The 23,397-nt window shown below is 71.3% G+C and carries 26 protein-coding genes; 12 read left to right on the top strand and 14 right to left on the bottom strand.

Features of this window, described 5'->3' with window-relative positions:
• Window positions 1–41: 41 nt before the first annotated feature.
• The 5 genes from ACIBCA_RS05675 to ACIBCA_RS05655 all read right to left on the bottom strand — a co-directional run bounded on the left by ACIBCA_RS05675 (window position 42) and on the right by ACIBCA_RS05655 (window position 5,743).
• Window positions 42–1,778, bottom strand: coding sequence for a relaxase/mobilization nuclease domain-containing protein (locus ACIBCA_RS05675; RefSeq protein ID WP_396281539.1), 1,737 nt, complete (start codon window positions 1,776–1,778; stop codon window positions 42–44).
• A 5-nt stretch (window positions 1,779–1,783) separates the two neighbouring features.
• On the bottom strand, window positions 1,784–2,365 hold the full coding sequence (locus ACIBCA_RS05670) for a MobC family plasmid mobilization relaxosome protein (RefSeq protein ID WP_396281538.1): 582 nt from the start codon (window positions 2,363–2,365) through the stop codon (window positions 1,784–1,786).
• 422 nt (window positions 2,366–2,787) lie between these two features.
• Window positions 2,788–3,687, bottom strand: a complete 900-nt coding sequence (locus tag ACIBCA_RS05665) for a DUF2637 domain-containing protein (protein ID WP_396281537.1) — start codon at window positions 3,685–3,687, stop codon at window positions 2,788–2,790.
• A 420-nt stretch (window positions 3,688–4,107) separates the two neighbouring features.
• Window positions 4,108–5,226, bottom strand: a complete 1,119-nt coding sequence (locus ACIBCA_RS05660) for a DUF3631 domain-containing protein (protein WP_396281536.1) — start codon at window positions 5,224–5,226, stop codon at window positions 4,108–4,110.
• A 319-nt stretch (window positions 5,227–5,545) separates the two neighbouring features.
• Window positions 5,546–5,743 carry a helix-turn-helix transcriptional regulator gene (locus tag ACIBCA_RS05655; RefSeq protein ID WP_396281535.1) on the bottom strand — a complete coding sequence of 66 codons (198 nt, stop codon included), beginning with the start codon at window positions 5,741–5,743 and terminating at the stop codon, window positions 5,546–5,548.
• A 121-nt stretch (window positions 5,744–5,864) separates the two neighbouring features.
• On the opposite strand from ACIBCA_RS05655, the gene ACIBCA_RS05650 reads away from it, so the two are divergent.
• Window positions 5,865–6,362, top strand: coding sequence for a helix-turn-helix domain-containing protein (locus ACIBCA_RS05650; RefSeq protein WP_396281534.1), 498 nt, complete (start codon window positions 5,865–5,867; stop codon window positions 6,360–6,362).
• Window positions 6,363–6,381: 19 nt separating this feature from the next.
• Window positions 6,382–7,497, top strand: a complete 1,116-nt coding sequence (locus ACIBCA_RS05645) for a tyrosine-type recombinase/integrase (RefSeq protein ID WP_396281533.1) — start codon at window positions 6,382–6,384, stop codon at window positions 7,495–7,497.
• Window positions 7,498–7,605: 108 nt separating this feature from the next.
• Here the strand turns inward: ACIBCA_RS05645 and ychF are convergent, their stop codons facing one another.
• Both ychF and ACIBCA_RS05635 read right to left on the bottom strand, forming a co-directional pair.
• Window positions 7,606–8,679: a redox-regulated ATPase YchF gene (gene ychF / locus ACIBCA_RS05640; protein ID WP_396281532.1), complete on the bottom strand. Its 1,074-nt coding sequence runs from the start codon at window positions 8,677–8,679 to the stop codon at window positions 7,606–7,608.
• An 84-nt stretch (window positions 8,680–8,763) separates the two neighbouring features.
• On the bottom strand, window positions 8,764–9,156 hold the full coding sequence (locus ACIBCA_RS05635; RefSeq protein ID WP_396281531.1) for a glyoxalase: 393 nt from the start codon (window positions 9,154–9,156) through the stop codon (window positions 8,764–8,766).
• Between the two features lie 249 nt (window positions 9,157–9,405).
• Here ACIBCA_RS05635 and ACIBCA_RS05630 point away from each other — a divergent pair, with 249 nt between their 5' ends.
• Window positions 9,406–9,957 carry a DUF6542 domain-containing protein gene (locus ACIBCA_RS05630; protein WP_396281530.1) on the top strand — a complete coding sequence of 184 codons (552 nt, stop codon included), beginning with the start codon at window positions 9,406–9,408 and terminating at the stop codon, window positions 9,955–9,957.
• Window positions 9,958–10,003: 46 nt separating this feature from the next.
• Here the strand turns inward: ACIBCA_RS05630 and ppgK are convergent, their stop codons facing one another.
• The gene (gene ppgK / locus ACIBCA_RS05625; protein WP_396281529.1) at window positions 10,004–10,747 is read right to left on the bottom strand and encodes a polyphosphate--glucose phosphotransferase; all 744 of its coding nucleotides are present in this window, start codon (window positions 10,745–10,747) and stop codon (window positions 10,004–10,006) included.
• 134 nt (window positions 10,748–10,881) lie between these two features.
• On the bottom strand, window positions 10,882–11,856 hold the full coding sequence (locus tag ACIBCA_RS05620; RefSeq protein WP_396281528.1) for a 4-hydroxy-3-methylbut-2-enyl diphosphate reductase: 975 nt from the start codon (window positions 11,854–11,856) through the stop codon (window positions 10,882–10,884).
• Between the two features lie 119 nt (window positions 11,857–11,975).
• Between ACIBCA_RS05620 and ACIBCA_RS05615 the strand changes: the two genes are divergently transcribed.
• From ACIBCA_RS05615 to ACIBCA_RS05600, 4 genes are all read left to right on the top strand, one after another.
• Window positions 11,976–13,328, top strand: a complete 1,353-nt coding sequence (locus tag ACIBCA_RS05615) for an APC family permease (protein WP_396281527.1) — start codon at window positions 11,976–11,978, stop codon at window positions 13,326–13,328.
• 35 nt (window positions 13,329–13,363) lie between these two features.
• A complete protein-coding gene (xseA, locus tag ACIBCA_RS05610) occupies window positions 13,364–14,575 on the top strand; it encodes an exodeoxyribonuclease VII large subunit (protein ID WP_396281526.1) in 1,212 nt (403 codons plus the stop codon).
• Window positions 14,576–14,742: 167 nt separating this feature from the next.
• Complete coding sequence (locus ACIBCA_RS05605; RefSeq protein WP_396281525.1) at window positions 14,743–15,003, top strand: exodeoxyribonuclease VII small subunit; 261 nt, start codon at window positions 14,743–14,745, stop codon at window positions 15,001–15,003.
• A 111-nt stretch (window positions 15,004–15,114) separates the two neighbouring features.
• Window positions 15,115–15,717 (top strand): malonic semialdehyde reductase, encoded by a 603-nt coding sequence (locus ACIBCA_RS05600; protein WP_396281524.1) that lies wholly within the window; start codon window positions 15,115–15,117, stop codon window positions 15,715–15,717.
• A gap of 69 nt (window positions 15,718–15,786) precedes the next feature.
• Here ACIBCA_RS05600 and ACIBCA_RS05595 read toward each other — a convergent pair whose 3' ends face one another.
• Window positions 15,787–16,323 carry a DUF4245 domain-containing protein gene (locus ACIBCA_RS05595; protein WP_396281523.1) on the bottom strand — a complete coding sequence of 179 codons (537 nt, stop codon included), beginning with the start codon at window positions 16,321–16,323 and terminating at the stop codon, window positions 15,787–15,789.
• Between the two features lie 215 nt (window positions 16,324–16,538).
• Between ACIBCA_RS05595 and glpX the strand changes: the two genes are divergently transcribed.
• Window positions 16,539–17,579 carry a class II fructose-bisphosphatase gene (gene glpX, locus ACIBCA_RS05590; protein WP_396281522.1) on the top strand — a complete coding sequence of 347 codons (1,041 nt, stop codon included), beginning with the start codon at window positions 16,539–16,541 and terminating at the stop codon, window positions 17,577–17,579.
• Window positions 17,580–17,679: 100 nt separating this feature from the next.
• Here glpX and ACIBCA_RS05585 read toward each other — a convergent pair whose 3' ends face one another.
• Window positions 17,680–18,075, bottom strand: a complete 396-nt coding sequence (locus ACIBCA_RS05585; protein ID WP_396281807.1) for a WhiB family transcriptional regulator — start codon at window positions 18,073–18,075, stop codon at window positions 17,680–17,682.
• A gap of 314 nt (window positions 18,076–18,389) precedes the next feature.
• Window positions 18,390–19,160: a DUF1707 domain-containing protein gene (locus tag ACIBCA_RS05580; RefSeq protein ID WP_396281521.1), complete on the bottom strand. Its 771-nt coding sequence runs from the start codon at window positions 19,158–19,160 to the stop codon at window positions 18,390–18,392.
• Between the two features lie 147 nt (window positions 19,161–19,307).
• Between ACIBCA_RS05580 and ACIBCA_RS05575 the strand changes: the two genes are divergently transcribed.
• The 3 genes from ACIBCA_RS05575 (at window position 19,308) to ACIBCA_RS05565 (ending at window position 21,647) form a co-directional block, all read left to right on the top strand.
• Window positions 19,308–20,975 carry a fumarate hydratase gene (locus ACIBCA_RS05575; RefSeq protein WP_396281520.1) on the top strand — a complete coding sequence of 556 codons (1,668 nt, stop codon included), beginning with the start codon at window positions 19,308–19,310 and terminating at the stop codon, window positions 20,973–20,975.
• A gap of 142 nt (window positions 20,976–21,117) precedes the next feature.
• Window positions 21,118–21,390 (top strand): type II toxin-antitoxin system Phd/YefM family antitoxin, encoded by a 273-nt coding sequence (locus ACIBCA_RS05570; protein ID WP_396281519.1) that lies wholly within the window; start codon window positions 21,118–21,120, stop codon window positions 21,388–21,390.
• Window positions 21,387–21,647 (top strand): Txe/YoeB family addiction module toxin, encoded by a 261-nt coding sequence (locus tag ACIBCA_RS05565; RefSeq protein WP_396281518.1) that lies wholly within the window; start codon window positions 21,387–21,389, stop codon window positions 21,645–21,647. Before ACIBCA_RS05570 ends, ACIBCA_RS05565 begins: the two co-directional genes overlap by 4 nt.
• A 24-nt stretch (window positions 21,648–21,671) precedes the next feature.
• On the opposite strand, the gene ACIBCA_RS05560 is transcribed toward ACIBCA_RS05565, so the two are convergent.
• Entirely contained in the window at window positions 21,672–22,430 is a 759-nt protein-coding gene (locus ACIBCA_RS05560) for a GntR family transcriptional regulator (protein WP_396281806.1), read from the bottom strand.
• 140 nt (window positions 22,431–22,570) lie between these two features.
• On the opposite strand from ACIBCA_RS05560, the gene ACIBCA_RS05555 reads away from it, so the two are divergent.
• The gene (locus ACIBCA_RS05555) at window positions 22,571–22,792 is read left to right on the top strand and encodes a hypothetical protein (protein WP_396281517.1); all 222 of its coding nucleotides are present in this window, start codon (window positions 22,571–22,573) and stop codon (window positions 22,790–22,792) included.
• Between the two features lie 239 nt (window positions 22,793–23,031).
• Here the strand turns inward: ACIBCA_RS05555 and ACIBCA_RS05550 are convergent, their stop codons facing one another.
• Complete coding sequence (locus ACIBCA_RS05550; protein WP_396281516.1) at window positions 23,032–23,316, bottom strand: hypothetical protein; 285 nt, start codon at window positions 23,314–23,316, stop codon at window positions 23,032–23,034.
• Window positions 23,317–23,397: the final 81 nt, after the last annotated feature.

The raw sequence follows: 23,397 nt of genomic DNA, 5'->3' as shown, positions 1-23,397 counted from the left end.
GGCTGGTAGCGCCGGACCGCCTTGGCATGTGGCCAGCCTCGTTACCGGCGTCGCTGCACGGGGGCATCGGCCTTGGTGGCGGGCGCCGCCGCAGTTGCCTGCGGGACTCGCTGCTGCTGAGTGGGGATCGATGCGGCAGCGGGGGATCGCCTGCGGGCGGCTTCGGCGGTGCGGTTGGGCGCCGGGTTGCGGGCGGTGTGCTGGATGCGGGTCAGCAGGACGCTGGCGGGCTGGCGGGCGGTGTCGAGTTCGCGCTGTGCGGCAGCCTCCTTGAGGAGCTGGTGTGGCTGGTGGCCACCAGCTTCGGCGTCAGCGAGGACGGTGGCGAGGGCGGCCCAGTTGGGGTCAGCGAGGATCCGGGCGGCGTGTTCCGGCACGGCGGCTTTGACGTCGTTGGCGAGGGTGTTGCGGGTCTCCTCCTTGGGCTGGCGGTGGGTGAGTTCGGCGAGGTGCGGGGCGGCGGCCTGGTCGTAGGCGGTCTGCAGGTGTGCCAGGGCCTCGCCTGCTGCGGCGGCCTGCTGGGCGTGGCCCCGGGTCTCGTGCCAGCGTTCGGCGAGGATCGCGGCCCAGACGAGGGCGGCGAGCAGGACGGCGAGGGCGCTGCCGTCCTTGCCGCTGCCGGCGTTCACAAGGTCGCGGGCAGCGGAGCGAAGGCCGGCGGCCGCGCTGTGCTCGGCGCGTACCTGGGAGCGCTGGGCGTGAGCGAATGTCCTTGCTGCGGATCGCAGTTCGGCGCGGAGGTCGTCTGGTGCCGCCTGGGCTGTGGCCTCGATCAGTTCCCCAAGTGCGGTGATCTGAGCCTGGGCTCGCGCGTCTCCACTGCCGCCGACCCCGTCGCCGATGTCGGTGGAGAAGGTGTCGAGGGTGTCGGTCGCGCGCTGCCAGGAGCTGCTGGGCCGATTTCGGCGGGCGGTGGGGTGCTCCTCGGGCGTACCGGCTTCGAGGAGGGCCCGGAGCTTGGGCAACGACAGGTCCGGGGCGATCTTCCCGCCTGGGATGTAGATCTGCTTCCCGTTCTTGTCGAGGTCGCCGGGGCGGCCGACGGAGTAGCCGCCCAGGTCGCCGGAGGGGAGGCGGCGCGGCTTGACCTCGACGCCGTCGGCTTCGAGGTAGGCGAGGAATTCCTCCACGGTGGCGGCGTGCGGGATGGCGGCGCGGATGCGGCCCTGGAGCCATTCGCGGCTGGTCTCTTCCCAGCCGAGGCGCTGGGCCTTGTGCATCTCGCCCTGGGTCGGCCGCTTGGCGGCGGTGCCGTCGCCGGTGCCGAGCTGGCGCAGGCCGTAGTCCTTTTCGATCTGTCGGCATTCCTTTCCCGCGCGCTTGCCGCTGTCGTGGAGCTTGGGGCGGCGGCCGTCCTCGCGGACGCTGGTGGCGAGGATGTGGATGTGGTCGTCGGCGTGGCGCACGGCGATCCAGCGGCAGGCCAGGTCGTCGCCGTCGGGGGCGATGCCGGCGGCTCGGACGATGCGCTCGGCGATCTCTCCCCACTCGGCGTCGGAGAGGTAGCGGTCCTCGGGGGCTGCGCGTACGGGGCAGTGCCAGACGTGCTCGGTGACCGGCTTGCCGGGCTCGCTGTTGCGGAGCTTGACGGGCTCGTCGAGGTAGCGGGCGAGTTCGGTGAGGGTGGCGTTCTCGTCGCGGCCGGGGTCGGGCATGCCGAGCATGGCGAAGCCGGCGACGATGTGCGGGTCGTGGTGCTCGTCGTGGCGGCCGGGCCCGTAGAGGTAGGCGAGCAGTCCGCGGGTGTTCGATCCTGGTGCCTTGATGGGCGCGATCATGGCGGTCAGACCTCCTGGTCGACGGGCTGGCGGAGAGCGTCGGCGATCTGCGTCAGGAGGTGGTGCAGCTCGTCGAGGGTCTGGCGGACGTCGACCGGTGGCTCGTAGCCGCCATTGAGGGCGCGGGCGACCTGGTTGACGTTGTGGCCGATGCGGTTGAGTGCGCGCAGGACCTGGGTACGGAAGATATGCGTCTGACGGCGTTCTTCCGCCAGCGGCAGGTTGATGAAGAACCGGCCGTCGATGAAGGCCAGGATGACGTCGGCGGCGAATCCGGACAGACTCCGGTAGCCGTTGGCGGCGGCAGACGCTTGCAGACGGGGATGCTCATCGGGCTTGAACTGAAGGGGGCCGACACGCTCCATGCGCTTGACGCCGGTAAAGCGGCGGTTTGCCAGCTGAGCGCCCTGCACAGGGGGAATGGAGGGCATGGCGTCGGCGGTGGGCACGGTGTTGGCGGTGGGCTTGCTCGGGTGGACGTCGGCGAGGATGTCGCGCTGGACGTCGAGGAGCTCGTCCGGGTCGGGGCCGACCTCGGCTCCGACCTCCTGGCCCGGCGCGCCCTCGCGCTGGGCCTTCTCCGCCACCCCTGGGGCGGAGCCTCCTCGAATCCGGCCACGAGTCGGATTCGAGGGACTACTGGCTCCGCCAGGAGCGTCCTTAATGAACGCCTGCCTCAAACGGCCCATCCAGCCAGCCGACTTCGGAGGCTGCTCAGAACCCTCGCCAGTGGTGTCGGTGTGATGCTGGTCGTGCTTCACGGTGTGGCTCCCGTCAGTGCGGTTGTGGCAGCGGACAGCGAGCGAGCTTTCCGCGCGGTGTGAGGAGGATGGTCCGGAGGAGCGACGGTTTGGCCATGCCGATGTGAGGTGTAGTGCGGCGGCGGAGGGCGTTGGCGGATCTCGGCTGACGGCTTGTTGGACTTCCGCGAACGGACCGTCCGGTGATGCGGGAGCCGCCCGCCCGGTCCGGCAGTTCCGGGCGAGCGGCTCCACGTGCGGGCTGGCGGTCAGTCGACCGCAGGGTGGGAGCGGGCTCGCTCGTGCTGCGGACCGGCCTGCTCGGCGCGCAGGCGGTTCATCAGCTCGGTCAGGCGGGCGCTGGCGAGCGGGAGGCCGGCGTCGCGGACGGCCTTCTGGACAACGGCAACAGTGATGCCGCTCTCGGCGACGGCTGGGCGCGCTATGTCCAGCAGCTGATCCATGCTCGCGCCCGGCGGACGCCCGGTGCGCTTTCGCTGCGCGCTGGTCTCACGGTCCGCCCATGGGGCGCTTGTGGAGGCCGACGGCTCAGCCTGGTCGCCGACCGGCGCGAGTCCTGGTCCCCGCTCGGCGTCGCGATCGGCCCGCAGGATGTGGATGGCGTCTTGTTCGTCCGGCTGGGCTGCAACCTCAGCAGTCTCGGCATCAGGGCTGTGGTCCGCCGTGGCGATGCGAGCTGCGGGCTCGATGTCGGTTCGGCTCTCAGTGTGGCGGGAGACGATGATGCCGAGGTGGACGGATCCGGCGAGGGCGAGCGGGGCGATCATGGAGAGCGCGCCGACGGGCGTGTCGCTGAGGTGCAGCCCGAGGCCGGTCGGGGTCTGCTCGTTCAGGCGGACGGCGTGGAGGGTGTTGGCCCAGACGCTGGCGGCGGTGGAGGCCAGGAAGAGGCCCCACACGTAGGCGCGGGCGCCGAGCGGCGCTGTCCGCAGGACGAGCAGGGCTCGGACGCCGTACGCGATGAACCCGTCAATGATCAGCGGGAAGACGTAGGTGAGCGGGCCCCGGACGTGGATCGCTTGGGCGGTCTGGCGCAGGGCGTCGTAGGAGAGGGCGAAGCCGGCCAGGGCGAGGAGGCCGATGGCGGCGTGGTCCCAGAGGGTCACGCGGCTGGAGGCCGACCCGGTCGGCGTTGCGGTGGCAGGCATGGTGATGGGGTCCTTGGCGGGTGGTGGGGGTGTCGGCGTGGTCCGTCTTTGCCGTCTTGACCGTTGAAGCTGCAGGTCAGCACAGGTACGGCACGGGCAGGCTCGGGTGGCCTGTGGCGTCTTGATCGTGGGCTGGTGCCGTCTTGGACGGCGACCGGTTCCGTCTTGCGATGGGCATCCGTCTTGGCGGCAGGCCGTTTGACGTGCGGTTTTACGGCAGGGACGGCTGGGACGGCACAAGACGGGTGTGGTTGCCGTCCCGGCTCCGCCTGCCGCCGACGCGACCGGTGCGCTCGGCGGCAGGCGAGGGGCAGTGTCCGTTCACTTGCCGTCTTGGGCCCGGTTGCCGTCTTGACCGCATGCGGTGTGACCTGCAGTGTCACGGCAGGGACGGCACGGACGGCAACCGGTGAGGGGCGGTCAGCTCTCGCTGCCCTCTCTCGGGTCGAGGGGGTGGACGGCGGGACAGTAGCGTCGCCAGGCGTCGGCGAACTTGTTGCGGGTGTAGCCCTTGCGCTGGATCTCGCCAGCGCGCACGTTGCCCGAGGAGATCCCGTAGTCGCGGAGCATCGCGCCGAGCCCTCGTGCCAGGAGTCCGCCGCGTCCGTGCTCGGCCCACGGGGCCTCGGGATCACTGTTCAGCGCGAACAGGATCTGGTCGGTGGTGAGGCTGTCCGGGTCGCCGCTGCCGAAGAAGATCCGCCGGATGTCGGCGAGGATCCGGGCGCCACTGGGGTTGTCCTCCTCGGCCTGGGTCTCGGAGGCGACCATGCGGACGCACGCCTGGCGGGCCAGGCGGGGCCAGGGCCCACCCGCGAGTTCCGCGACGATCACCAGGGGCTCCCAGGTGTCGGCGGCGCGGTCCTCCACCGGCATAGTCGGCTCCAGGCGTAGGGCCTGCTCGGCCAGCGGGTTGGCCCACAGCGCGAGCTTGGCGCGGAGCTCGTGCAGGGCGGGCCTGTCGCGCTTGGTGCGGTACGGCGCCACCTGCTCGTCGTCGGCTCGGCGGCGCATCCGGATGACGACCGACCGGTCCATGATCGTGTCGGGCAGGTCGCCGATGCCCGCGATGGCCGCCATGGCGAAGGTGTGGAACTGGTGGGGTGTGTGGTCGTTGCCGACCACGCGCAGCACGTAGCGTCCGCGCTGGTGACCGGCGTTGAGCAGGCCGCGCATCTCCTCGTTCTTCTCGGCCATCTTCGGAGTGCCGAAGATGGTGTCGGCCTCGTCCACCAGCAGGGTGGGCGGCTCCACGGTGATCGAGCGGAAGACCGCCGCCGGGGTGGAGTTGACCGTCAGCACGGGCTTGTGGACGGTCTCGGTCAGCACGTCGAGCAGGCGGGACTTGCCGCACCGCTTCGCCGGGCCGACCACCGCAAGGCGAGGGGCGTGCTGCCACGCGGGCTGCAGGTGGGTCGCCGCGACCCACAGCGTCGTGGCGACCAGAGCCTCCTCGGAGGGCGGGATCACGAACTTCGCGATCAGGGCCTTCAGCTGCGCGAGCAGTTCGGCCCCCTCGGTCGCCGGAGCATCCGGCATCGCATCGACGCCGGTCGGCCCGACAGGCCCGGCTGGCGCGATGGAGTCCAGCTCTCCACAGGCTGTGGATGCAGGCTGCGACTGGACCAGGAAATGCTGGCCAGGCTGGCCGGGTATCGCAACGGACGGCCATGACGTGCCGACGGATGCCTTAGCGACATGCGGGGACGTAGTCTTCAACGTGAACTCCTCTTGGTGGAGCATGCGGGCTGGCAGGCCCTCCTCCACCGGCTCGAACAGCATTGGTAGGCATGGGGTGTTCATCGAGCCCTCGGCGTTGGCGCGCCGAGGGCCGTTTTGCGGGCGAAGGCCGGGCGCATCACGCTCCCAGCGCCCAGCTGTCGCTCTGCTCACGCAGTTCCTGGTCGAAGCGGACAAGCTCGGACTCCAGGTAGAGGACACGGCGGCCAACCTTCACGCCCCGGGGGCCGTAACCGGTGTGACGCCAGTACCGCACCGTGCTCTCGGCGGTGCGGTATCGCTCGGCGACCTCCGACGTGGTGAGGCAGTGATTCATCTTTTCCCTTTCGACTAGCTTGCGTTCCCTGTTGCACAGGTTGTACCGTGCGAACGCGGCCCAGTCAAACGGGAAAGGATGTGGTTCAATCGGGATAGCGACGAGACGCAATGGAGGCTGCATGTCCGGAGAGCCAGGCAGGGGCGAGGCGCCACTGCTCTACAGCGAAGGCAACGCTGCGGCGCGCGTCGCACTGGAACGTGAGGTCAGAGGGTGGAGCACCACTGAGCTCGCGGCGCGCATGACCAAGGCGGGCGTTCCGATGAACCAGACGGCGGTCTGGCGTATCGAGAACGGCAACCCCCGTCGCAAGATCACCTTGGACGAGGCCCTCGGCTTCGCTCGCGTCTTCGAGCTGCCCCTGGAGGAGCTCATGTCACCGCCCCTGGAGGGCGTCGACATCGAGGGGAGACGTGTCGTCCAGGAGGCCGTCGAAGCGTTCTACGAGGCCCGCGACGCGCAGGACCGCCTGCACCACGCTGTCGTCGCCATCGCCGAGTACGTCGCAACCCACCCCGACAGCTCGAAGGGCATTCACGAGCAATGCCTCCGCCTCATGGGCGAGGAGCGCGATGCCCGCGCCCTCACCGAGTACATCGAGAGCGGGGGTTACCACTGACCCAGAGGAGAAGATCAACTTGGCCAACATCCAGAAGCGCCCGAACGGCAAGTGGCGTGCCCGCTACCGCGACCACGACGGCAAGGAGCACTCCCGTCACTTCGAGCGCAAGGTCGACGCCCAGCGCTGGCTGGACGAGGTAACCGCCAGCATCGTCACCGGCCAGTACGTCGACCCGAGGTCGACGAAGGTCCCGTTCAAGCAGTACGCCGAGCGCTGGTGCTCAGCTCAGCCGCACCGCCCCTCGACGGCGAAGGCCGTCGCCCAGCATCTCCGCTGCTACGTCTACCCGTCATGGGAGAAGCGGGCTCTGGGCGCGATCAAGCCCGGGGATGTCCAGCGCTGGGTCGCCGGCCTCACCAACACGCACAAGCTGGCACCCAGCACTACGCGGACCGTCTTCAACACGGTCAACGCGATACTCCGGGCAGCGGTCCGGGATCGCATGATCCCTCACAACCCGTGCGAGGGCGTGAAGTTGCCGCCCGTCTCCCGTAAGCAGGTGGTGCCGCTGACGGTCGACCAGGTCCTCGCCCTATCGAAGGGCATGCCCGAGCGCTACCGCGCCCTCGTGTTGGTGGGTGCCGGATCCGGCCTGCGGCCTGGCGAACTCTTCGGGCTCCAGGTGCGGCATCTGGAGCTGCTGCGGCGCACGGTGCTCGTCGAGCAGCAGATCCAGCAGACCACCGGCAGCGGCGTCTATGTCTGCCCACCGAAGACGGCACGGTCGCATCGCACGGTGCCGCTGCCCAAGGTCGTGATCGATGCGGTGCAGCAGCACCTTCGCGACTTCCCCGGCGGCCCGGACGACTTCCTGTTCCGCGCGCCGGAGGGCGGCCCCGTCGTCTACACCCACTTCATGGACGGGTCCTGGCGGCCCGCGACGCGGAAGGCCGGGCTGCCAAGCGGCACGGGTCCGCACGCGCTCCGCCACCACTACGCCAGCCTGCTGATCCAGCACGGCGAGTCGGTGAAGACGGTGTCCGAGCGACTCGGCCACACCAACGCGGCGATGACGCTGAACATCTACACGCACCTGTGGCCCGACTCCGAGGACCGGACCCGGGCCGCGATCGACAAGGCGCACGGCCACGGCCCCGACGAAGGTCAGGCCCCGACCTCGAAGGCGGCCTAACCGTGGCCAGAGCCAACGGCGGCCTCGGAGGTCCTGCGGACTCCGTGCGGACCGACGAGGCCGCCTGACCCACTCCGTCGCAGGTCAGGCGGCCTCTTCAATGATCGTTTAGACGTTGAAGCGGAACTCCACGACGTCGCCGTCCTGCATGATGTATTCCTTGCCCTCGATGCGGGCCTTGCCCTTGGCGCGGGCCTCGGCGGTGGAGCCGGTTTCGACGAGGTCGGTGAAGGCGATGACCTCGGCCTTGATGAAGCCCTTCTGGAAGTCGGTGTGGATGACACCGGCGGCCTCGGGGGCGGTGGCGCCCTTCTTGATGGTCCAGGCGCGGGCTTCCTTGGGGCCGGCGGTGAGGTAGGTCTGCAGGCCGAGGGTGTCGAAGCCGACGCGGGCGAGGGTGGCGAGGCCGGGCTCGTCCTGGCCCATGGACTGGAGGAGTTCCAGGGCCTCGGCGTCGTCGAGCTCGATCAGCTCGGACTCGATCTTGGCGTTGAGGAAGATGGCCTCGGCCGGGGCGACCAGCTCGCGCTGGGCGTTCTTGAAGTCCTCGTCGGACAGCTCGTCCTCGTCCACGTTGAAGACGTAGAGGAAGGGCTTGGCGGTGAGGAGGTGGAGCTCGCGGATCGGGGCGGTGTCGAAGCCGGCCTCGAAGAGGGTCTTGCCGGTCTCCAGGACGGCCTGGGCGGCCTCGGCGGCGGCCAGGACGGCGGCGGTCTCCTTCTTGAGGCGCGCCTCCTTCTGGAGCCGGGGCAGGACCTTCTCGATGGTCTGGAGGTCGGCCAGGATCAGCTCGGTGTGGATGGTCTCGATGTCGTCCTTGGGGGACACCTTGCCGTCCACGTGCACCACGTCGGGGTCGGTGAAGGCCCGCACGACCTGGCAGATGGCGTCCGACTCGCGGATGTTGGCGAGGAACTTGTTGCCCAGGCCCTCGCCCTCGCTGGCGCCGCGCACGATGCCGGCGATGTCGACGAAGTCGACGGTGGCCGGGAGGATGCGCTGCGAGCCGAAGATCTCGGCGAGCTTGGCCAGCCGCTCGTCCGGGACGCCGACGACGCCAACGTTCGGCTCGATGGTGGCGAACGGGTAGTTGGCCGCCAGCACGTCGTTCTTGGTCAGGGCGTTGAACAGGGTCGACTTGCCGACGTTCGGCAGGCCGACGATTCCGATCGTGAGCGACATGAAGCGCAGTCCCGGGGCTTGGAGGAGTTGGGCCGGCCCTTTGCGGGGCCGACCCCCAAGTCTACGGGCAGCCCCGCACCGGGCTCACGTCTCGGTCGGCGCCGCCTCCGGCTCCAGGAACTCCAGGCGGTTGCCCACCGCGTCGTCGGCGTAGAAGCGCCGGTGACCGGGCAGGTTGTCGTCCCAGACCGCCTCGTGACCGTGCGCGGCGAGCCGCTCGGCGAGGGCGTCGAGGGAGCGCACCAGGATGCCGGGGTGGCCCTTGCGGGCGGGGCGGAAGTCCGGGGTGACGCCGAGGTGCACCTCGACGCCGCCGCCGCGGAACCAGCAGCCGCCGCGGGCGGCGAGCACCGGGGGCTTGGGCAGTTCGTCCATGCCGAGGACGCCGTTCCAGAACGCCCGGCACGCGTCCTCGGCCCCGGCCGGGATGTCCAGCTGGACGTGGTCGAGCCGTACGAAGCTGAACTCGTCGGTCATGGCCGGCCCCCGTGGCACATCGTCGGATGATCGTGTTGCGTCGGATCGGCCGAGCGGGTCGGCTACCCGCCCGATGATCAAATCGACGATCATAGGACTACGCCATCCGGAGACACGGGACAAGACCTGAACGGTCCATTACACAGTGTGGCGATGATCGGACCGTACGTTGGGCGAGTGGAGCAGAGCATCCGTACCCAGACGCCAGGGCCAAGACGCCGGCCGCCGAACCGCGCGGCCGGTGCCGCCGTGCCCGGGCCCGGCCGGGCTCCCGAGACCGACGGAGCCCCCGCCGCCCGGCCCTCCCGGCTGCGCCCGGTGGCCGGCCAGCCCGCCGACCGCCCGTCCGTGCCCCGGCTGCGGCTGCGCCTGCCGCTGCGCGGTCGCGGCGACGCGCCGCTGTACGGGCGGCGGCGCACCGGCCGCCCGACCCGGCTGACGGCGATCGGCACCGGCGTGGTCGCCGTGCTGGCCACGCTCGCCGTGGCGGGCGTGGACCGGCTGCTGTTCGGCGGCCTGGGCTGGCTGTTCGGCCTCGGGTTCCTGGTGGTCTGCTTCCAGCTGGCCGTCCGCGTGCGCTACGCCGACCTGCTGGCCGCGCCGATCAGCGGGCCGATCGCCTTCGCCGTCGCCATGCTGGCGCTCGCGCCGGTCAAGTCCCCGGGCGTCACCGCCCAGGTGGTGGCGCTGGCGACGGGGCTGGCGCTGCGGGCCGGCTGGCTGTTCTCCGGCACCGGGCTGGCGGCGCTGATCGTGCTGGCCCGCTTCATCGCCCAGCGCCGCATCCACCGCTCCCGCTGAGACTCGAGCCCCTCAGCGCCGCTCCCGCCGAGCGCCGACGGACAGGTCACACCGCCCGGGCCGCCGCCATGGCGGCCCCGACGATGCCCGCGTCGTTGCGCAGCTCCGCCGGCACCACCCGCGCCTCGCGCTCGCGCAGCAGCGGCAGGAACCTCTCGTGCTTGCGGCTCACCCCGCCGCCGATCACGATCAGCTGCGGCGAGAACAACCCCTCCACCAGGTCCAGGTACTCGTCGACCCGCCCGGCCCACTGCTCCCAGCTCAGGTCGTGCCGCTCCTTGGCGGCCGAGGAGGCCCGGCGCTCGGCGTCCTTGCCGCGCATCTCGAGGTGGCCCAGCTCGGTGTTGGGCACCAGCACGCCGTCCACGAGGAGCGCGCTGCCGATGCCCGTACCGAAGGTGAGCACCAGGACGACGCCGTGCTCGCCGCGCCCGGCGCCGTGCGCGGTCTCGGCGATCCCGGCGGCGTCCGCGTCGTTGAGGACGACGGCGGGCAGGTCGAGGGCCTCGCGGAACAGGCCCGCCGCGTCCAGGCCGATCCAGCCCTTGTCGACGTTGGCCGCCGTCCTGGTGCGGCCGTCGACGACCACGCCGGGGAAGGTCAGCCCGACCGGGCCCTGGTGGTCGAAGCGGCGCACGACCTCGCGGACGGCCTCGACCACGGCCTCGGGGGCGGACGGCTGCGGAGTGAGCACCTTGTGACGCTCCTGGGCGAGGGCGCCCCGGGCGAGGTCGACCGGAGCCCCCTTGATGCCCGACCCGCCGATGTCCACGCCGAATACCGCCGTCATCGCGTCCGCCCTCCGCCGTCCGGGTGTGGACCGCCTGTCCACAGCCTGTGCACCAAACCTACGAGAGGACGAAAGCGCCCGCACAGCGGAAGGCCCGGCCCCCGGAAGCGGGAGCCGGGCCTTCCGTACGAAGGTCAGAGCTTGTCCGCCGCCTCGGCGCGCAGGTCGCGGCGCAGCTCCTTGGGCAGCGAGAAGATCAGGTGCTCCTCGGCGGTCTTGACCGTCTCGACGGTGTCGTAGCCGCGCGCGGCCAGGAACTCCAGCACGCCCTCGACCAGGATCTCGGGCACCGAGGCGCCGCTGGTCAGGCCGACGGTGGTGACGCCCTCCAGCCACTCCTCCTGGATCTCCTCGGCGAAGTCCACCAGGTGGGCGGCCTTGGCGCCGTACTCCAGGCCGACCTCGACCAGGCGCACGGAGTTGGAGGAGTTCCTGGAGCCGACCACGATCAGCAGGTCGGTCTCCTCGGCCAGCTGCTTGACGGCGACCTGGCGGTTCTGGGTGGCGTAGCAGATGTCGTCGCTGGGCGGGCTGACCAGCGCGGGGAAGCGCTGCTTGAGCTCGCCGACGGTGGCCATGGTCTCGTCCACCGACAGGGTGGTCTGGGAGAGCCAGACGACCTTGGACTCGTCCCGGACCTTCACCTTCGCCACGTCCTCGGCGCCGTCCACCAGGTGGATGCGGTCCGGGGCCTCGCCCATCGTGCCGATGACCTCCTCGTGGCCCTCGTGGCCCACCAGCAGGATGTCGTAGCCCTCGTCGGCGAAGCGGACGGCCTCCTTGTGCACCTTGGTGACCAGGGGGCAGGTGGCGTCGATGGTGGCGAGCTTGCCGGCCTCGGCCTCGTCGTGGACGGACGGCGCGACGCCGTGCGCGGAGAACACCACGATCGAGCCCTCGGGCACCTCCTCCGTCTCGTCGACGAAGATCGCGCCCTTCTTCTCCAGGGTCTGCACCACGTACTTGTTGTGGACGATCTGCTTACGGACGTAGATGGGCGCCCCGTACTGCTCCAGGGCCTTCTCCACGGCGATCACGGCGCGGTCGACGCCCGCGCAGTAGCCCCGGGGGGCGGCGAGCAGGACACGGCGCTGCGCGGTGTTGGACATGGCTCCATCGTACGGGCGGCGGCGGCGCGCACCCGCCGCGCGGCCGGAGGCCGCCGTGCGACACCGCTTGGCGGAGCTTTGCGGGCGGAAACGGTCATGGGTGATCGAATCTGGTGCCTATGAGCACTGTGATCGAGCCCGATCGGTCGGACGGTCTGCGCCGCAGCCTGGGCATGCGGGACCTGATGGTCTACGGGCTGCTGTTCATCGCCCCGATGGCCCCGGTCGGCGTCTTCGGCGTGCTGGACGCCAGGAGCCACGGCGCCGTCGCCACGGTGTACCTGGCGGCGACGGTGGCCATGGGCTTCACCGCCTTCTCGTACGCCCAGATGGTGCGCGCGGTGCCGCAGGCCGGCTCGGTGTTCGCCTACGCCCGGGCCGGGCTGGGCGAGGGGCCCGGGTTCATCGCCGGGTGGATGGCGATGCTCGACTACCTGCTCATCCCCGCGGTGGCCTACCTCTTCTCCGGGATCGCCCTGCACTCGCTGGTGCCCGGCGTCTCGCGCTGGGTGTGGACGGCGCTGGCGGTGGTGGTGACCACCGCGCTCAACCTGGTCGGGGTGCGCACGGCGGCGGCGGTCGGCTTCGCGGTGCTGGCGATGGAGGTCGCGGTGCTGGCGGTGTTCGTGGCGGCGGCCGTGGTGGTTCTCGTCCAGGACGGCGCCCGGCGCGGCTGGGGCACCCCGTTCACGGCGGTCGGGGACTTCTCGCTGACGGCGGTGGTCTCGGCGGTGTCCGTGGCCGTGCTCTCCTACCTGGGCTTCGACGCCGTCGCGACCTTCGTCGAGGAGGCGGTCGGCGCCTCGGCGGCGGTGGCGCGGGCGGTGCTGTGGTGCCTGGCCCTGGCCGGGGTGCTGTTCGTCGCCCAGACGTACCTGGCGGCGCTGCTGGAGCCGGCCACCCCGCAGCAGCTGGCCGCCGACCCGGCCGCGCAGGGCTCGGCCTTCTACGACACCGTGGAGAGCGGCGTCGGGCACTGGCTGCACGTGCTGGTGGCGGCCGGCAAGGCGATCGGCGCGGCCTTCGCGGCGCTGGCCGGGCAGGCGGCGGCCGGGCGGCTGGTCTTCGCGATGGGCCGCGACGGGCGGCTGCCGCGGGTCCTCGGCTCGGTGGACCCGTCGAGCGCGGTGCCGCGCCGGGCGCTGCTGGCGGCCGCGGTGATCACCATGGCGGCGGCGGTCTGGGCGGCGAACCGGGACGACGGGCTGGACCGGCTGACCTCGGTGGTGAACATGGGCGCGCTGACGGCCTTCGCGCTGCTGCACGCCTCGGTGGTCGGCTGGTACGCCCTGCGGCACGGCTCCCGGCGGTGGCTGGCGCACCTGGTCGTGCCGCTCCTGGGCATCGCGGTGATCGCGGCCGTGGTCTACGAGGCGTCGGCGACGGCGCAGCTCGTGGGCCTGATCTGGCTGGCGGCGGGGCTGGTGGTGCTCGGCGTCCAGGGGGGCTCGCCCGTCGGCGGTCGCCGTTAGCACTCCTGTCGGCGGGCGCCGCTAGCCTCGTACGCATGGCCAACTCCAGCTCCCCCGAAGCCCCGCTCCCGGTCGGCAAGGTCTCCGCGCTGATCGGCGGCTGGATCGACCGGCTCGGCGCGGTGTGGGTGGAGGGTCAGATCACCCAGCTCAGCCGCCGGCCGGGGGCGGGCGTGGTGTTCCTGACCCTGCGTGACCCGCAGGCGGACGTCTCGCTGACCGTCACCTGTTTCCGCTCGGTCTTCGACGAGGTCGCGGACGTGGTGCAGGAGGGCGCGCGGGTCGTCGTGCACGCCAAGCCGGAGTGGTACGCGGCGCGCGGGCAGCTGTCGCTGCGGGCCTCGGAGATCCGGCCGGTGGGCCTGGGTGAACTGCTGGCCAGGCTGGAGCAGTTGAAGCGCAAGCTGGCCTCGGAGGGGCTGTTCGCGGCGGAGCGCAAGAAGCCGCTGCCGTTCCTGCCGCAGTGCGTCGGGCTGGTCACCGGGCGCGGTTCCGCGGCCGAGCGGGACGTCCTGGAGAACGCCCGGCGGCGCTGGCCGGCGGTGCGCTTCGAGGTGCGCAACGTGCCCGTGCAGGGCGTCAGCGCGGTGGAGCGGGTGAGCGAGGCCGTCCGGGAGCTGGACGAGCACCCCGAGGTGGACGTGATCGTCGTGGCCCGGGGCGGCGGCAGCGTGGAGGACCTGCTGCCGTTCTCGGACGAGTCGCTGGTGCGGCTGGTCGCGGCCGCCCGTACGCCGGTCGTCAGCGCGATCGGGCACGAGCCGGACCAGCCGCTGCTGGACTTCGTCGCCGACCTGCGCGCCTCCACACCGACCGATGCCGCCAAACGGGTGGTCCCCGACGTCGGCGAGGAGCTGGCCAAGGTCCGCCAGCTGCGCGACCGCGCCCGCCGGCACGTGCTGGCGCGGGTCGAGCGGGAGCAGCACGGGCTGGACGGCGTGCGCAGCCGCCCGGCGCTGGCCGCGCCGCACCGGATGCTGGACGGGCGCGGGCAGGAGGTCGAGGCCCTGCTGGAGCGGGCCCGGCGCACCCTGCGGCACCGGCTGGACCACGCGCAGAGCGACCTCGGGCACACCCTGGCCCGGGTGGTGGCGCTGTCCCCGGCGGCCACCCTGGAGCGCGGCTACGCGGTGCTCCAGCGGGCGGACGGCACGGTGGTGACGGACCCGGCGCAGGTCGAGGCCGGGGAGGGGCTGCACGCCCGGGTGTCGGGCGGCGGCTTCGGCGTGACGGTCGAGGATCGCTAGAGAAGCGCCCGAGGACCGGAGGACCGCTGGAGGACCGCTGGAGGACCGCTGGAGGTTCGCCGGAGGATCGCTGGAGGAACGCTCAAGGACCGGTGGAGCCGCGGCACCCGCCGGTGACCCGGCGGCGGGCCCCCGGGTTGTCGGCTCCAGCCCCTAGGCTTTCCGGCATGGCAGAGCAGCAGCAGGAGCAGGCCGCCCCGGCGGCGCCGAACGCGGACGACGCGCTGGGCTACGAGCACGCCCGGGACGCGCTGCTGGACGTCGTCCGGCAGCTGGAGACCGGCGGAATCTCCCTTGAGGAGTCCCTCGCCCTGTGGGAGCGTGGCGAGCAGTTGGCGAAGGTGTGCCAGCGGTGGCTGGACGGCGCCAGGGCCCGGCTGGACGCCGCGCTGGCGGCCGAGGAGGGCGGCGGCTCCGACCGGATGTGACGGGCGTCACAACGGCTTGGGGAATCGTTGAATCTTCACCTATGTTGGAAGAAGCGATCGGCCGCGGCCGGTCACACCGACGAACCCCCCTCCAGCTTGAGGTGCAGAAGCATGACCACCGACGCCCTGGTACTCGACGCCGCCGCCCAGGACCTGCTGTTCCGCGAGGCCCGCACCGCGAACACCTTCACCGACGAGCCCGTCTCCGAGGAGCAGGTCCAGGCGATCTACGACCTCGTGAAGTACGGCCCGACCGCCTTCAACCAGCAGCCGCTGCGCGTCGTCCTGGTCCGCTCGACCGAGGGCCGCGAGCGCCTCGTCCAGCACCTCGCGGACGGCAACAAGGCCAAGACCGCCGCCGCCCCGCTGGTCGCCATCCTCGCCGCGGACAACGAGTTCCACGAGGAGCTGCCGACCCAGTTCCCGCACTTCCCGCAGGCCAAGGACGTCTTCTTCTCGGAGCGCGCCGTCCGTGAGGGCTCCGCCGCGCTGAACGGCGCCCTGCAGGCCGCCTACTTCATCATCGGCGTCCGCGCCGCCGGCCTGGCCGCCGGCCCGATGACCGGCTTCGACGCCGAGGGCATCAACAAGGAGTTCTTCGGCGAGGGCGACCACTCGGTCCTGGCCGTCGTCAACATCGGCAAGCCGGGCGAGGACGCCTGGTTCCCGCGCTCCCCGCGCCTGGAGTACGACCAGGTCGTCACCACCGTCTGAGTCGCACCCCGCGCACGCGCAGGGGCCCCGCACCGGATCCGTCCGGTGCGGGGCCCCTGCGCGTGAGTCCTACGTCAGCGACTGCGCCAGCTCGGCCAGCTCCTCGTACGAGGCGGTGCCGGTGAGCACCGTGGTGCCGCCGCCGTTCTGCACGGTCAGCGCGCGGGCCTTGTCGCCCTGCACCCGGTCCCAGGTGCGCCCGGCCACCTCGGAGGTGCCGTCCGGCTTCCCGCCGGAGACCTTGTCGGCGAGCACCGCCTCGCGCGGCAGGTCGCTCTGCTCGATCGCCGCGTACTGGCCCGAGGGCGTCACGAAGCCCAGGTGCCAGGCGTTGCCCTTGCCCTCGCCCAGCGCGGCCGCCCGGTAGCTGACGGAGGTGGCCCGCCACTTGTCCGACAGCCCCTGCGGGGAGAGCACCGGGTACGGCGCGGCACGCTTGGCCGTGCTCGCCTCCACCGTGTACGAGACCACCCGCACCCCGTCGCCCTTCGCGTCGTGCGGCAGGAACGCGTACCCGATCCCGACCACGACACCGACGGCCAGCATCGACAGGACCATGTCCCGTACGGTCTGCCGGCCCCTCATGCCCTTGCTCTCTCCAGCCACCCCCACATGGTGACTCATCCATACGCCGCGCCCGCCACCAGGGGTGCCCACGTACGGGTGAAGCGGGACGAACCGGGGTGTTCCGCCGGCCGAGGGGGACCCGCGCCACAGACAGGCCATTCGTGGGCAGATACGATCGCAGGACCCTCACCACGGCGTTCGACCAGGCAGTAGTCGGGCGCTCACTGGCCGTCGCGTACAGAGAGGTAACGACGATGACCACGCAGTACCCGCACCACCTCCCCAGCTCCCTGGAGGTCGCGCCCGAGGCTCCCGACCGGAACCTCGCGCTCGAGCTCGTCCGGGTCACCGAGGCGGCGGCCATGGCCGCCGGCCGGTGGGTCGGCCGCGGCGACAAGAACGGCGCGGACGGCGCAGCCGTCAAGGCGATGCGCACCCTGGTCTCGACCGTCTCGATGAACGGCGTCGTCGTCATCGGCGAGGGCGAGAAGGACGAAGCCCCGATGCTCTACAACGGCGAGCGGGTCGGCGACGGCACCGGCGCCGAGTGCGATGTCGCGGTCGACCCGGTGGACGGCACCACGCTGACCGCCAAGGGCATGAACAGCGCGGTGGCCGTCCTGGCCGTCGCCGACCGCGGCACCATGTTCGACCCCAGCGCCGTGTTCTACATGGACAAGCTGGTCGCCGGCCCCGAGGCCGCCGAGTTCGTCGACATCACCGCCCCGGCGGCCGTCAACATCCGCCGGGTCGCCAAGGCCAAGGGCAGCGCCGTCGAGGACGTCACCGTCGTCGTCCTCGACCGCCCGCGCCACGACGGCCTGGTCCGGGAGATCCGCGAGGCGGGCGCCAGGATCAAGTTCATCTCCGACGGCGACGTCGCCGGCGCCATCATGGCCGCCCGCGAGGGCACCGGCATCGACCTGCTGATGGGCGTCGGCGGCACCCCGGAGGGCATCATCGCCGCCTGTGCGATGAAGTGCATGGGCGGTGTCATCCAGGGCCGCCTGTGGCCCAAGGACGACGCCGAGCGCCAGAAGGCCATCGACGCCGGGCACGACCTCGACCGGGTGCTCACCACCGACGACCTGGTCAGCGGCGAGAACGTGTTCTTCGTCGCCACCGGCATCACCGACGGCGAGCTGCTGCGCGGCGTGCACTACCGCTCGGAGACCGCCACCACCAGCTCCCTGGTGATGCGCTCCAAGAGCGGCACCATCCGCGAGATCAACTCGGTGCACAAGCTGGCGAAGCTGCGGGCCTACAGCGCGATCGACTTCGACCGCGCCAACTGAGGCACCCCGCGACGCTCCTCGCGGCCCCGGCGGAATCCCCCTCCGCCGGGGCCGCGGTGCGTCCGCCGCCCCTGACCTCCCCGGCCGCCCCCGGGAGCTCTCAACCCGCTATCCGGCGCCGCCCCGCGGCCGCCACCCGGGCCGCCTCCCGCAGCTCCGCGTCCCGCCGACGGCGCCGGGCCAGCACCACGCGCCGCTCGGCGGCCGTCAGCCCGCCCCAGACGCCGTACGGCTCCGGCTGGGCCAGCGCGTGCTCCCGGCACTCCAGCAGCACCGGGCAGCGCGCACAGACCCGCTTGGCCTGCTCCTCGCGCGAAAGCCGGGCCGCCGTGGGCTCCTTGGACGGCGCGAAGAACAGCCCCACCTCGTCCCTGCGGCAGGCCGCGCCGGTGTGCCAGGGGTTGTCCTCCCCCGCGGGGGACCCGCTCGCCGGGCCGCTCGCCGGGCCGACCGGCGGCTGCGCCTGGGGCCGGGGCGCCGGGGGGCGCTCCAGCACCTGCGCGGCGAGGACGGGCGAGGTGGTGCGGGACTCGATCGGATGCAGCACGGCCGTACTCCTGACGAGGCTCTCGGACACGGGGGAACCTCGCTCTCCTGCCCGGCTGCGAGCCCCCGCTGTCCAGCCCCGAACCGGCCGCTGGGCCGCCTCCGGTGCACAGCCGTACAAGAAGCGATGTGCGGGGCACCTACCCCGCCCGGCCCCGATTCATGCACACTGCACGCAATCGGCTACGGAGTGCACTCGACGCAACGACGGGTGCCGAACCGGGAGTTGATCCCCGGCCCGACACCCGCCAACGGCAACGCCCGTCACTCGGAGTCGAGTTGCTTGCGCACCCACTCCCTGACCTTCTTGCCGCGGCGCGGCTTCGCGTCACAACCGCCGAACACCGCAATGCCCTTGACCCGCACCACCGGCGCGTACGGATCGGCCGCGGTCTGCTCCTTGACGTCGAAGCCGCCGAAGATGCCGACCCCGCCGCCGTGCAGGCTGACGTTCTCCGGCACCCGGATCTCGACCCCGCCGAACAGGGCCGTCACCTCGATCTCCACCTCGGGCGACTCGAACACGGCGTCCGTCAGGTCGATGTCCACCCCGCCGAAGGCGGCGAACGCCCGCAGGTGCGAGCCCACCCGCCAGCGGCCCCGGCGCGAGGCCCCGCCGAACACCGCCACCATCGACGGCGACTCCTGGCGCGCGGGCGGCAGTTGCGGGGCCGCCGGGGCCGGAGCCTGGCGCGGAACCTCCAGCGGCGGCTTCTCGAAGGAGATCGGGCGGTGGGTCGGCAGATCCCGTGTGAGCGGGACGAGTTCACCGAAGGTCTTGGCGGAGTACGCGGCCTCGATCCGCTCCGCGTGCTCCTCGGCGTCCAGCCGGCCCTCGGCGTACGCGTCGCGCAGCAGCTCGGCGACGCGCTCGCGGTCGGCGTCCGAGACGCGCATCTCCGCGTGCTCGACCGGGGCGTGCGCCACCGGCTTCCGTGCGAGCCTGGGTTCGGGAGTGTGCTCGGGCTTGGTCATCGGTACGGGCGCCGGCACCGGCGGCTGCCCCGGGTCGTCCTGCGGCGGCGAGTTGTCCACGGGCACCAGCCTAGTGGGTCGCACTCCAGCACGAGTGAGCCCGGTCACGCCCGGTGCCCCGTCCGCGAAGGCGCCGGGCACGGGTCCTACCCTGGATGGTGCTTCGCCGACGCAGCCGGACCACCTGGACACCTAAGGACCGCCCCCATGGCTCCCACGCCAGACTTCGAGTACAGCGACCTGCTCCCCCTGGGCGCTGACCCGACCCCGTACCGCAAGCTCACCTCCGAAGGCGTCTCCACCTTCGAGGCCGGCGGCCGCACCTTCCTCCAGGTCGAGCCCGAGGCACTGCGCCTGCTCACCGCCGAGGCGATGCACGACATCTCGCACTACCTGCGCCCCGCCCACCTCGCCCAGCTGCGCCGCATCCTGGACGACCCCGAGGCCAGCCCCAACGACCGCTTCGTCGCGCTCGACCTGCTCAAGAACGTCAACATCTCCGCCGGCGGCATCCTGCCCATGTGCCAGGACACCGGCACGGCGATCGTCATGGGCAAGCGCGGCCAGAACGTGCTGACCTCCGGCGCGGACGAGGCTTCGATCGCGCGCGGCGTCTACGACGCGTACACGAAGCTCAACCTGCGCTACTCCCAGATGGCCCCCGTGACCATGTGGGACGAGAAGAACACCGGCAACAACCTGCCGGCCCAGATCGAGCTGTACGCCACCGACGGCGACGCGTACAAGTTCCTCTTCATGGCCAAGGGCGGCGGCTCCGCCAACAAGTCGTACCTGTACCAGGAGACCAAGGCCATCCTGAACGAGGCGAGCATGCTCTCGTTCCTGGAGCAGAAGATCCGCTCCCTGGGTACCGCGGCCTGCCCGCCGTACCACCTGGCCATCGTGATCGGCGGCACCAGCGCCGAGTTCGCGCTCAAGACCGCCAAGTACGCCTCCGCGCACTACCTGGACAACCTGCCGACCTCGGGCGACGCCAGGACCGGCCACGGCTTCCGGGACCTCGAGCTGGAGGCCAAGGTCACCGAGCTCACCCAGAAGATCGGTATCGGCGCCCAGTTCGGCGGCAAGTACTTCTGCCACGACGTGCGCGTCGTGCGCCTGCCCCGCCACGGCGCCTCGCTGCCCGTCGCCATGGCCGTCTCCTGCTCCGCCGACCGCCAGGCGCTCGGCAAGATCACCGCCGAGGGCGTGTTCCTGGAGCAGCTGGAGACCGACCCGGCGAAGTACCTGCCGGACACCACCGACGAGCACCTGGACGACGACGTGGTGCGCGTCGACCTCGACCAGCCGATGTCCGCGATCCGCGCCGAGCTCTCCAAGTACCCGGTCAAGACCCGCCTCTCCCTCACCGGCACCCTGGTCGTCGCCCGCGACATCGCCCACGCCAAGATCAAGGAGCGCCTGGACGCCGGCGAGGGCATGCCCAAGTACCTCCAGGACCACCCGGTCTACTACGCCGGCCCCGCCAAGACCCCCGAGGGCTACGCCTCCGGCTCCTTCGGCCCCACCACCGCCGGCCGCATGGACTCCTACGTCGACCAGTTCCAGGCCGCCGGCGGCTCCATGGTCATGCTCGCCAAGGGCAACCGCAGCAAGCAGGTCACCGACGCCTGCGCCACCCACGGCGGCTTCTACCTCGGCTCCATCGGCGGCCCCGCCGCCCGCCTCGCCCAGGACTGCATCAAGAAGGTCGAGGTCCTGGAGTACGCCGAACTCGGCATGGAAGCCGTCTGGCGCATCGAGGTCGAGGACTTCCCCGCCTTCATCGTCGTCGACGACAAGGGCAACGACTTCTTCCGCGAGACGACGGAGGGCCCCCTCATCACCAACCTCCGCATCCGCTCCAAGGAGTAACCCCGAGGCGCGCAACTCCGCCCGCACGCCCCCGAACCGCCCCGGCCGCCCCTGTGGCCGGGGCGGTTTTCCCATGGCATCTCGTACCGGAAACTCGTACCATTGCAGTACCGATAACTCGAGCAACGATGGAGGCACGTCGATGGCGATCAGCGCAAGCGAAGCACGCACCCAGCTTTTCCCGTTGATCAAGAAGGTCAACGACGATCACACCCCGATAAGAATCACATCAAGGAGCGGGGACGTGGTCATCATGTCCGCCGAGGACTACGACTCCTGGCAGGAGACGATCTACCTCCTGCGCTCCCCCGCCAACGCCCAGCGACTCATGGAGGCCGTCGCCCGCGACAAGGCGGGCCACCTTGGCGTCAGCAGGACCTTGGAGGAGTTGGAAGCCCTGGCGGGTGAGGTGTGAGGAGTATCCACTTCGACCCGCGCGCCTGGGAGGACCTCCTGTTCTGGCTCGGCTCGAACCGGAAGATGGCCCAGCGAATCACCCGTCTGATCGGCGAGATCCAACGCGACCCGTTCAGCGGAATCGGCAAGCCCGAACCCCTCAAGGGCGATCTGGCCGGCTACTGGTCGCGCCGGATCGACGATGAGCACCGGCTGATCTATCGGGCCGACGAAAAGCAGGTGGTGATCCTCAAGGCCCGGTACCACTACCAGTAGTACCGGTGTCGCCCGCCGCGGCGCTCAGGCGTCGAAGTCGTACTCGAGGACGTAGGAGGCGGCGTCGAGGATCATCTCGTTGAGTTCGACGACCTGGCCCTCGTCGGCGAAGGCGGTGCGGCAGATGAGGATGACGGGGGTGCCGGCGGTGAGGTCGAGGCGGGAGGACTCCTCGGCGCTGGGCATGCGGGAGCGCACCTCCTCGCGGAAGTGGACGGGCTTCGCGCCGATCTCCGCCAGCCGGGCGTAGGTGCCGCCGGGGCCGGTGTCCTCGCGGGTGATGGCCGTCCCGGCGACCAGCAGGGCGGGCAGGTACGAGGTGGAGAGCAGCACCGGCTTGCCGTCCAGGACGAAGCGGCGGTGCCGTACGCACATCGGTGCGCCCGGGTCCGCCCCCAGCACCCGCGCCACGTGCTCGGGCGCGCCCTGCTCGGTGACGGAGACCTGGTCCACCACCAGGGTGCGGTTGTCGATGTCCGCCGACCATATCGACCGGCCCGACCCCCACTGCCCCTGCGCCAGCCGCTGGATTCCCCGCCGCCGCAGCGGCCGGAAGTCCCGGACGAACACGCCCGCCCCGCGCCGGGCCTCCGCGATGCCCTCGCTCTGCAGGACGCCGAGCGCCTGACGGGCGGTCATCCGGGCCACGCCGTACTCGTCCATGAGGTCGTTCTCGCCGGGCAGGCGGTCCCCCGCGCGGTAGCGGCCGGCCTCGATGGCCGCCTTGAGCGAGTCGGCGATCCGCTGGTACTTGGGCTGTTTCTCGCCACTGCTGCCGTTCATCGCCGCTCCCTCTGCCACGGATGAATCGTAGGCGCGCCCGCGGCTGCCGGTAAGGAGATACGACAACCGTTGACATCTCTAGAGATATTAGCTTCTCTAGAGATGCTGGCCAGTCGCCCACCACAGCGAGGAGCAGTGCGGTGAACATCCGGCAGCGCAGCACCCCGGCCTACCGGCCCCGGGCGGGCGAACTCGTCCACGACCGGCGGACCGGTCGCACCGGCATCTACATGGACACCCTCGGCGGCGAGCACTACCTCCGCCCCCAGGGCGGCGGCCGCGAATGGACCGCCGAACCGAACCACGTCTCCCCCGCCGAGCCGGAACCCCGCGATTCAGCCGAATGCGATCAGCTCTCGTAATTACGGCGGAATCCACGCGAACGGCTTCATTTCGGGCTTTGCCGCCCCGGGGATGAATCCGGAATTCCGGAACACCGACCCCCACGCGCCGCCGGGCACGTTACGGATAAACCTGGTCACCATGCGTGCACCGAGGACACAAATCGGCCACCGATCGGCATCGCTTCGGAAATTGACCCACCCGAAACGCACACCGCCCCCGCGACCGAACCGGTCGCAGGGGCGGCGGGGCAGCCGACTTACGGGTGGCCCATGATGACGTCCTGGGGCCCGTACTTCTTGCCCGGCTCGTCGGTGGCCGGCTTGGCGGGCTCCACCACGTGGTCGGCCTCGTCGCCGAAGAGGTCGTCCTCGAACGCAGCCTTCCGGTCGGCGTTCGGCGCGGTGTAATCGGTCGGGTTCGAGGTCGCGGCCACCGCGCCCTCGACAGCCTTGCCCGCCTCCACAGCGGCGGCCGGGGCCCCGGTCTTCGCCCCGTCGTGGGACGTCGCCGGCACCTGGGTCTCGCTCTGGTCGTTGGCCATTGGGCGGCCGCCTTTCGGTCATCAATTGTGTTCGGCCCCACCTGCTTGGCACGGGCGCGCGGACAGTATCGTAGGGTTGAC

Source organism: Kitasatospora sp. NPDC051170 (assembly GCF_044455705.1).
Taxonomy (GTDB): Bacteria; Actinomycetota; Actinomycetes; order Streptomycetales; family Streptomycetaceae; genus Kitasatospora.
The sequence above is the reverse complement of the archived record's forward strand: the minus strand, read 5'-3'. Positions and strand labels throughout refer to the sequence as shown.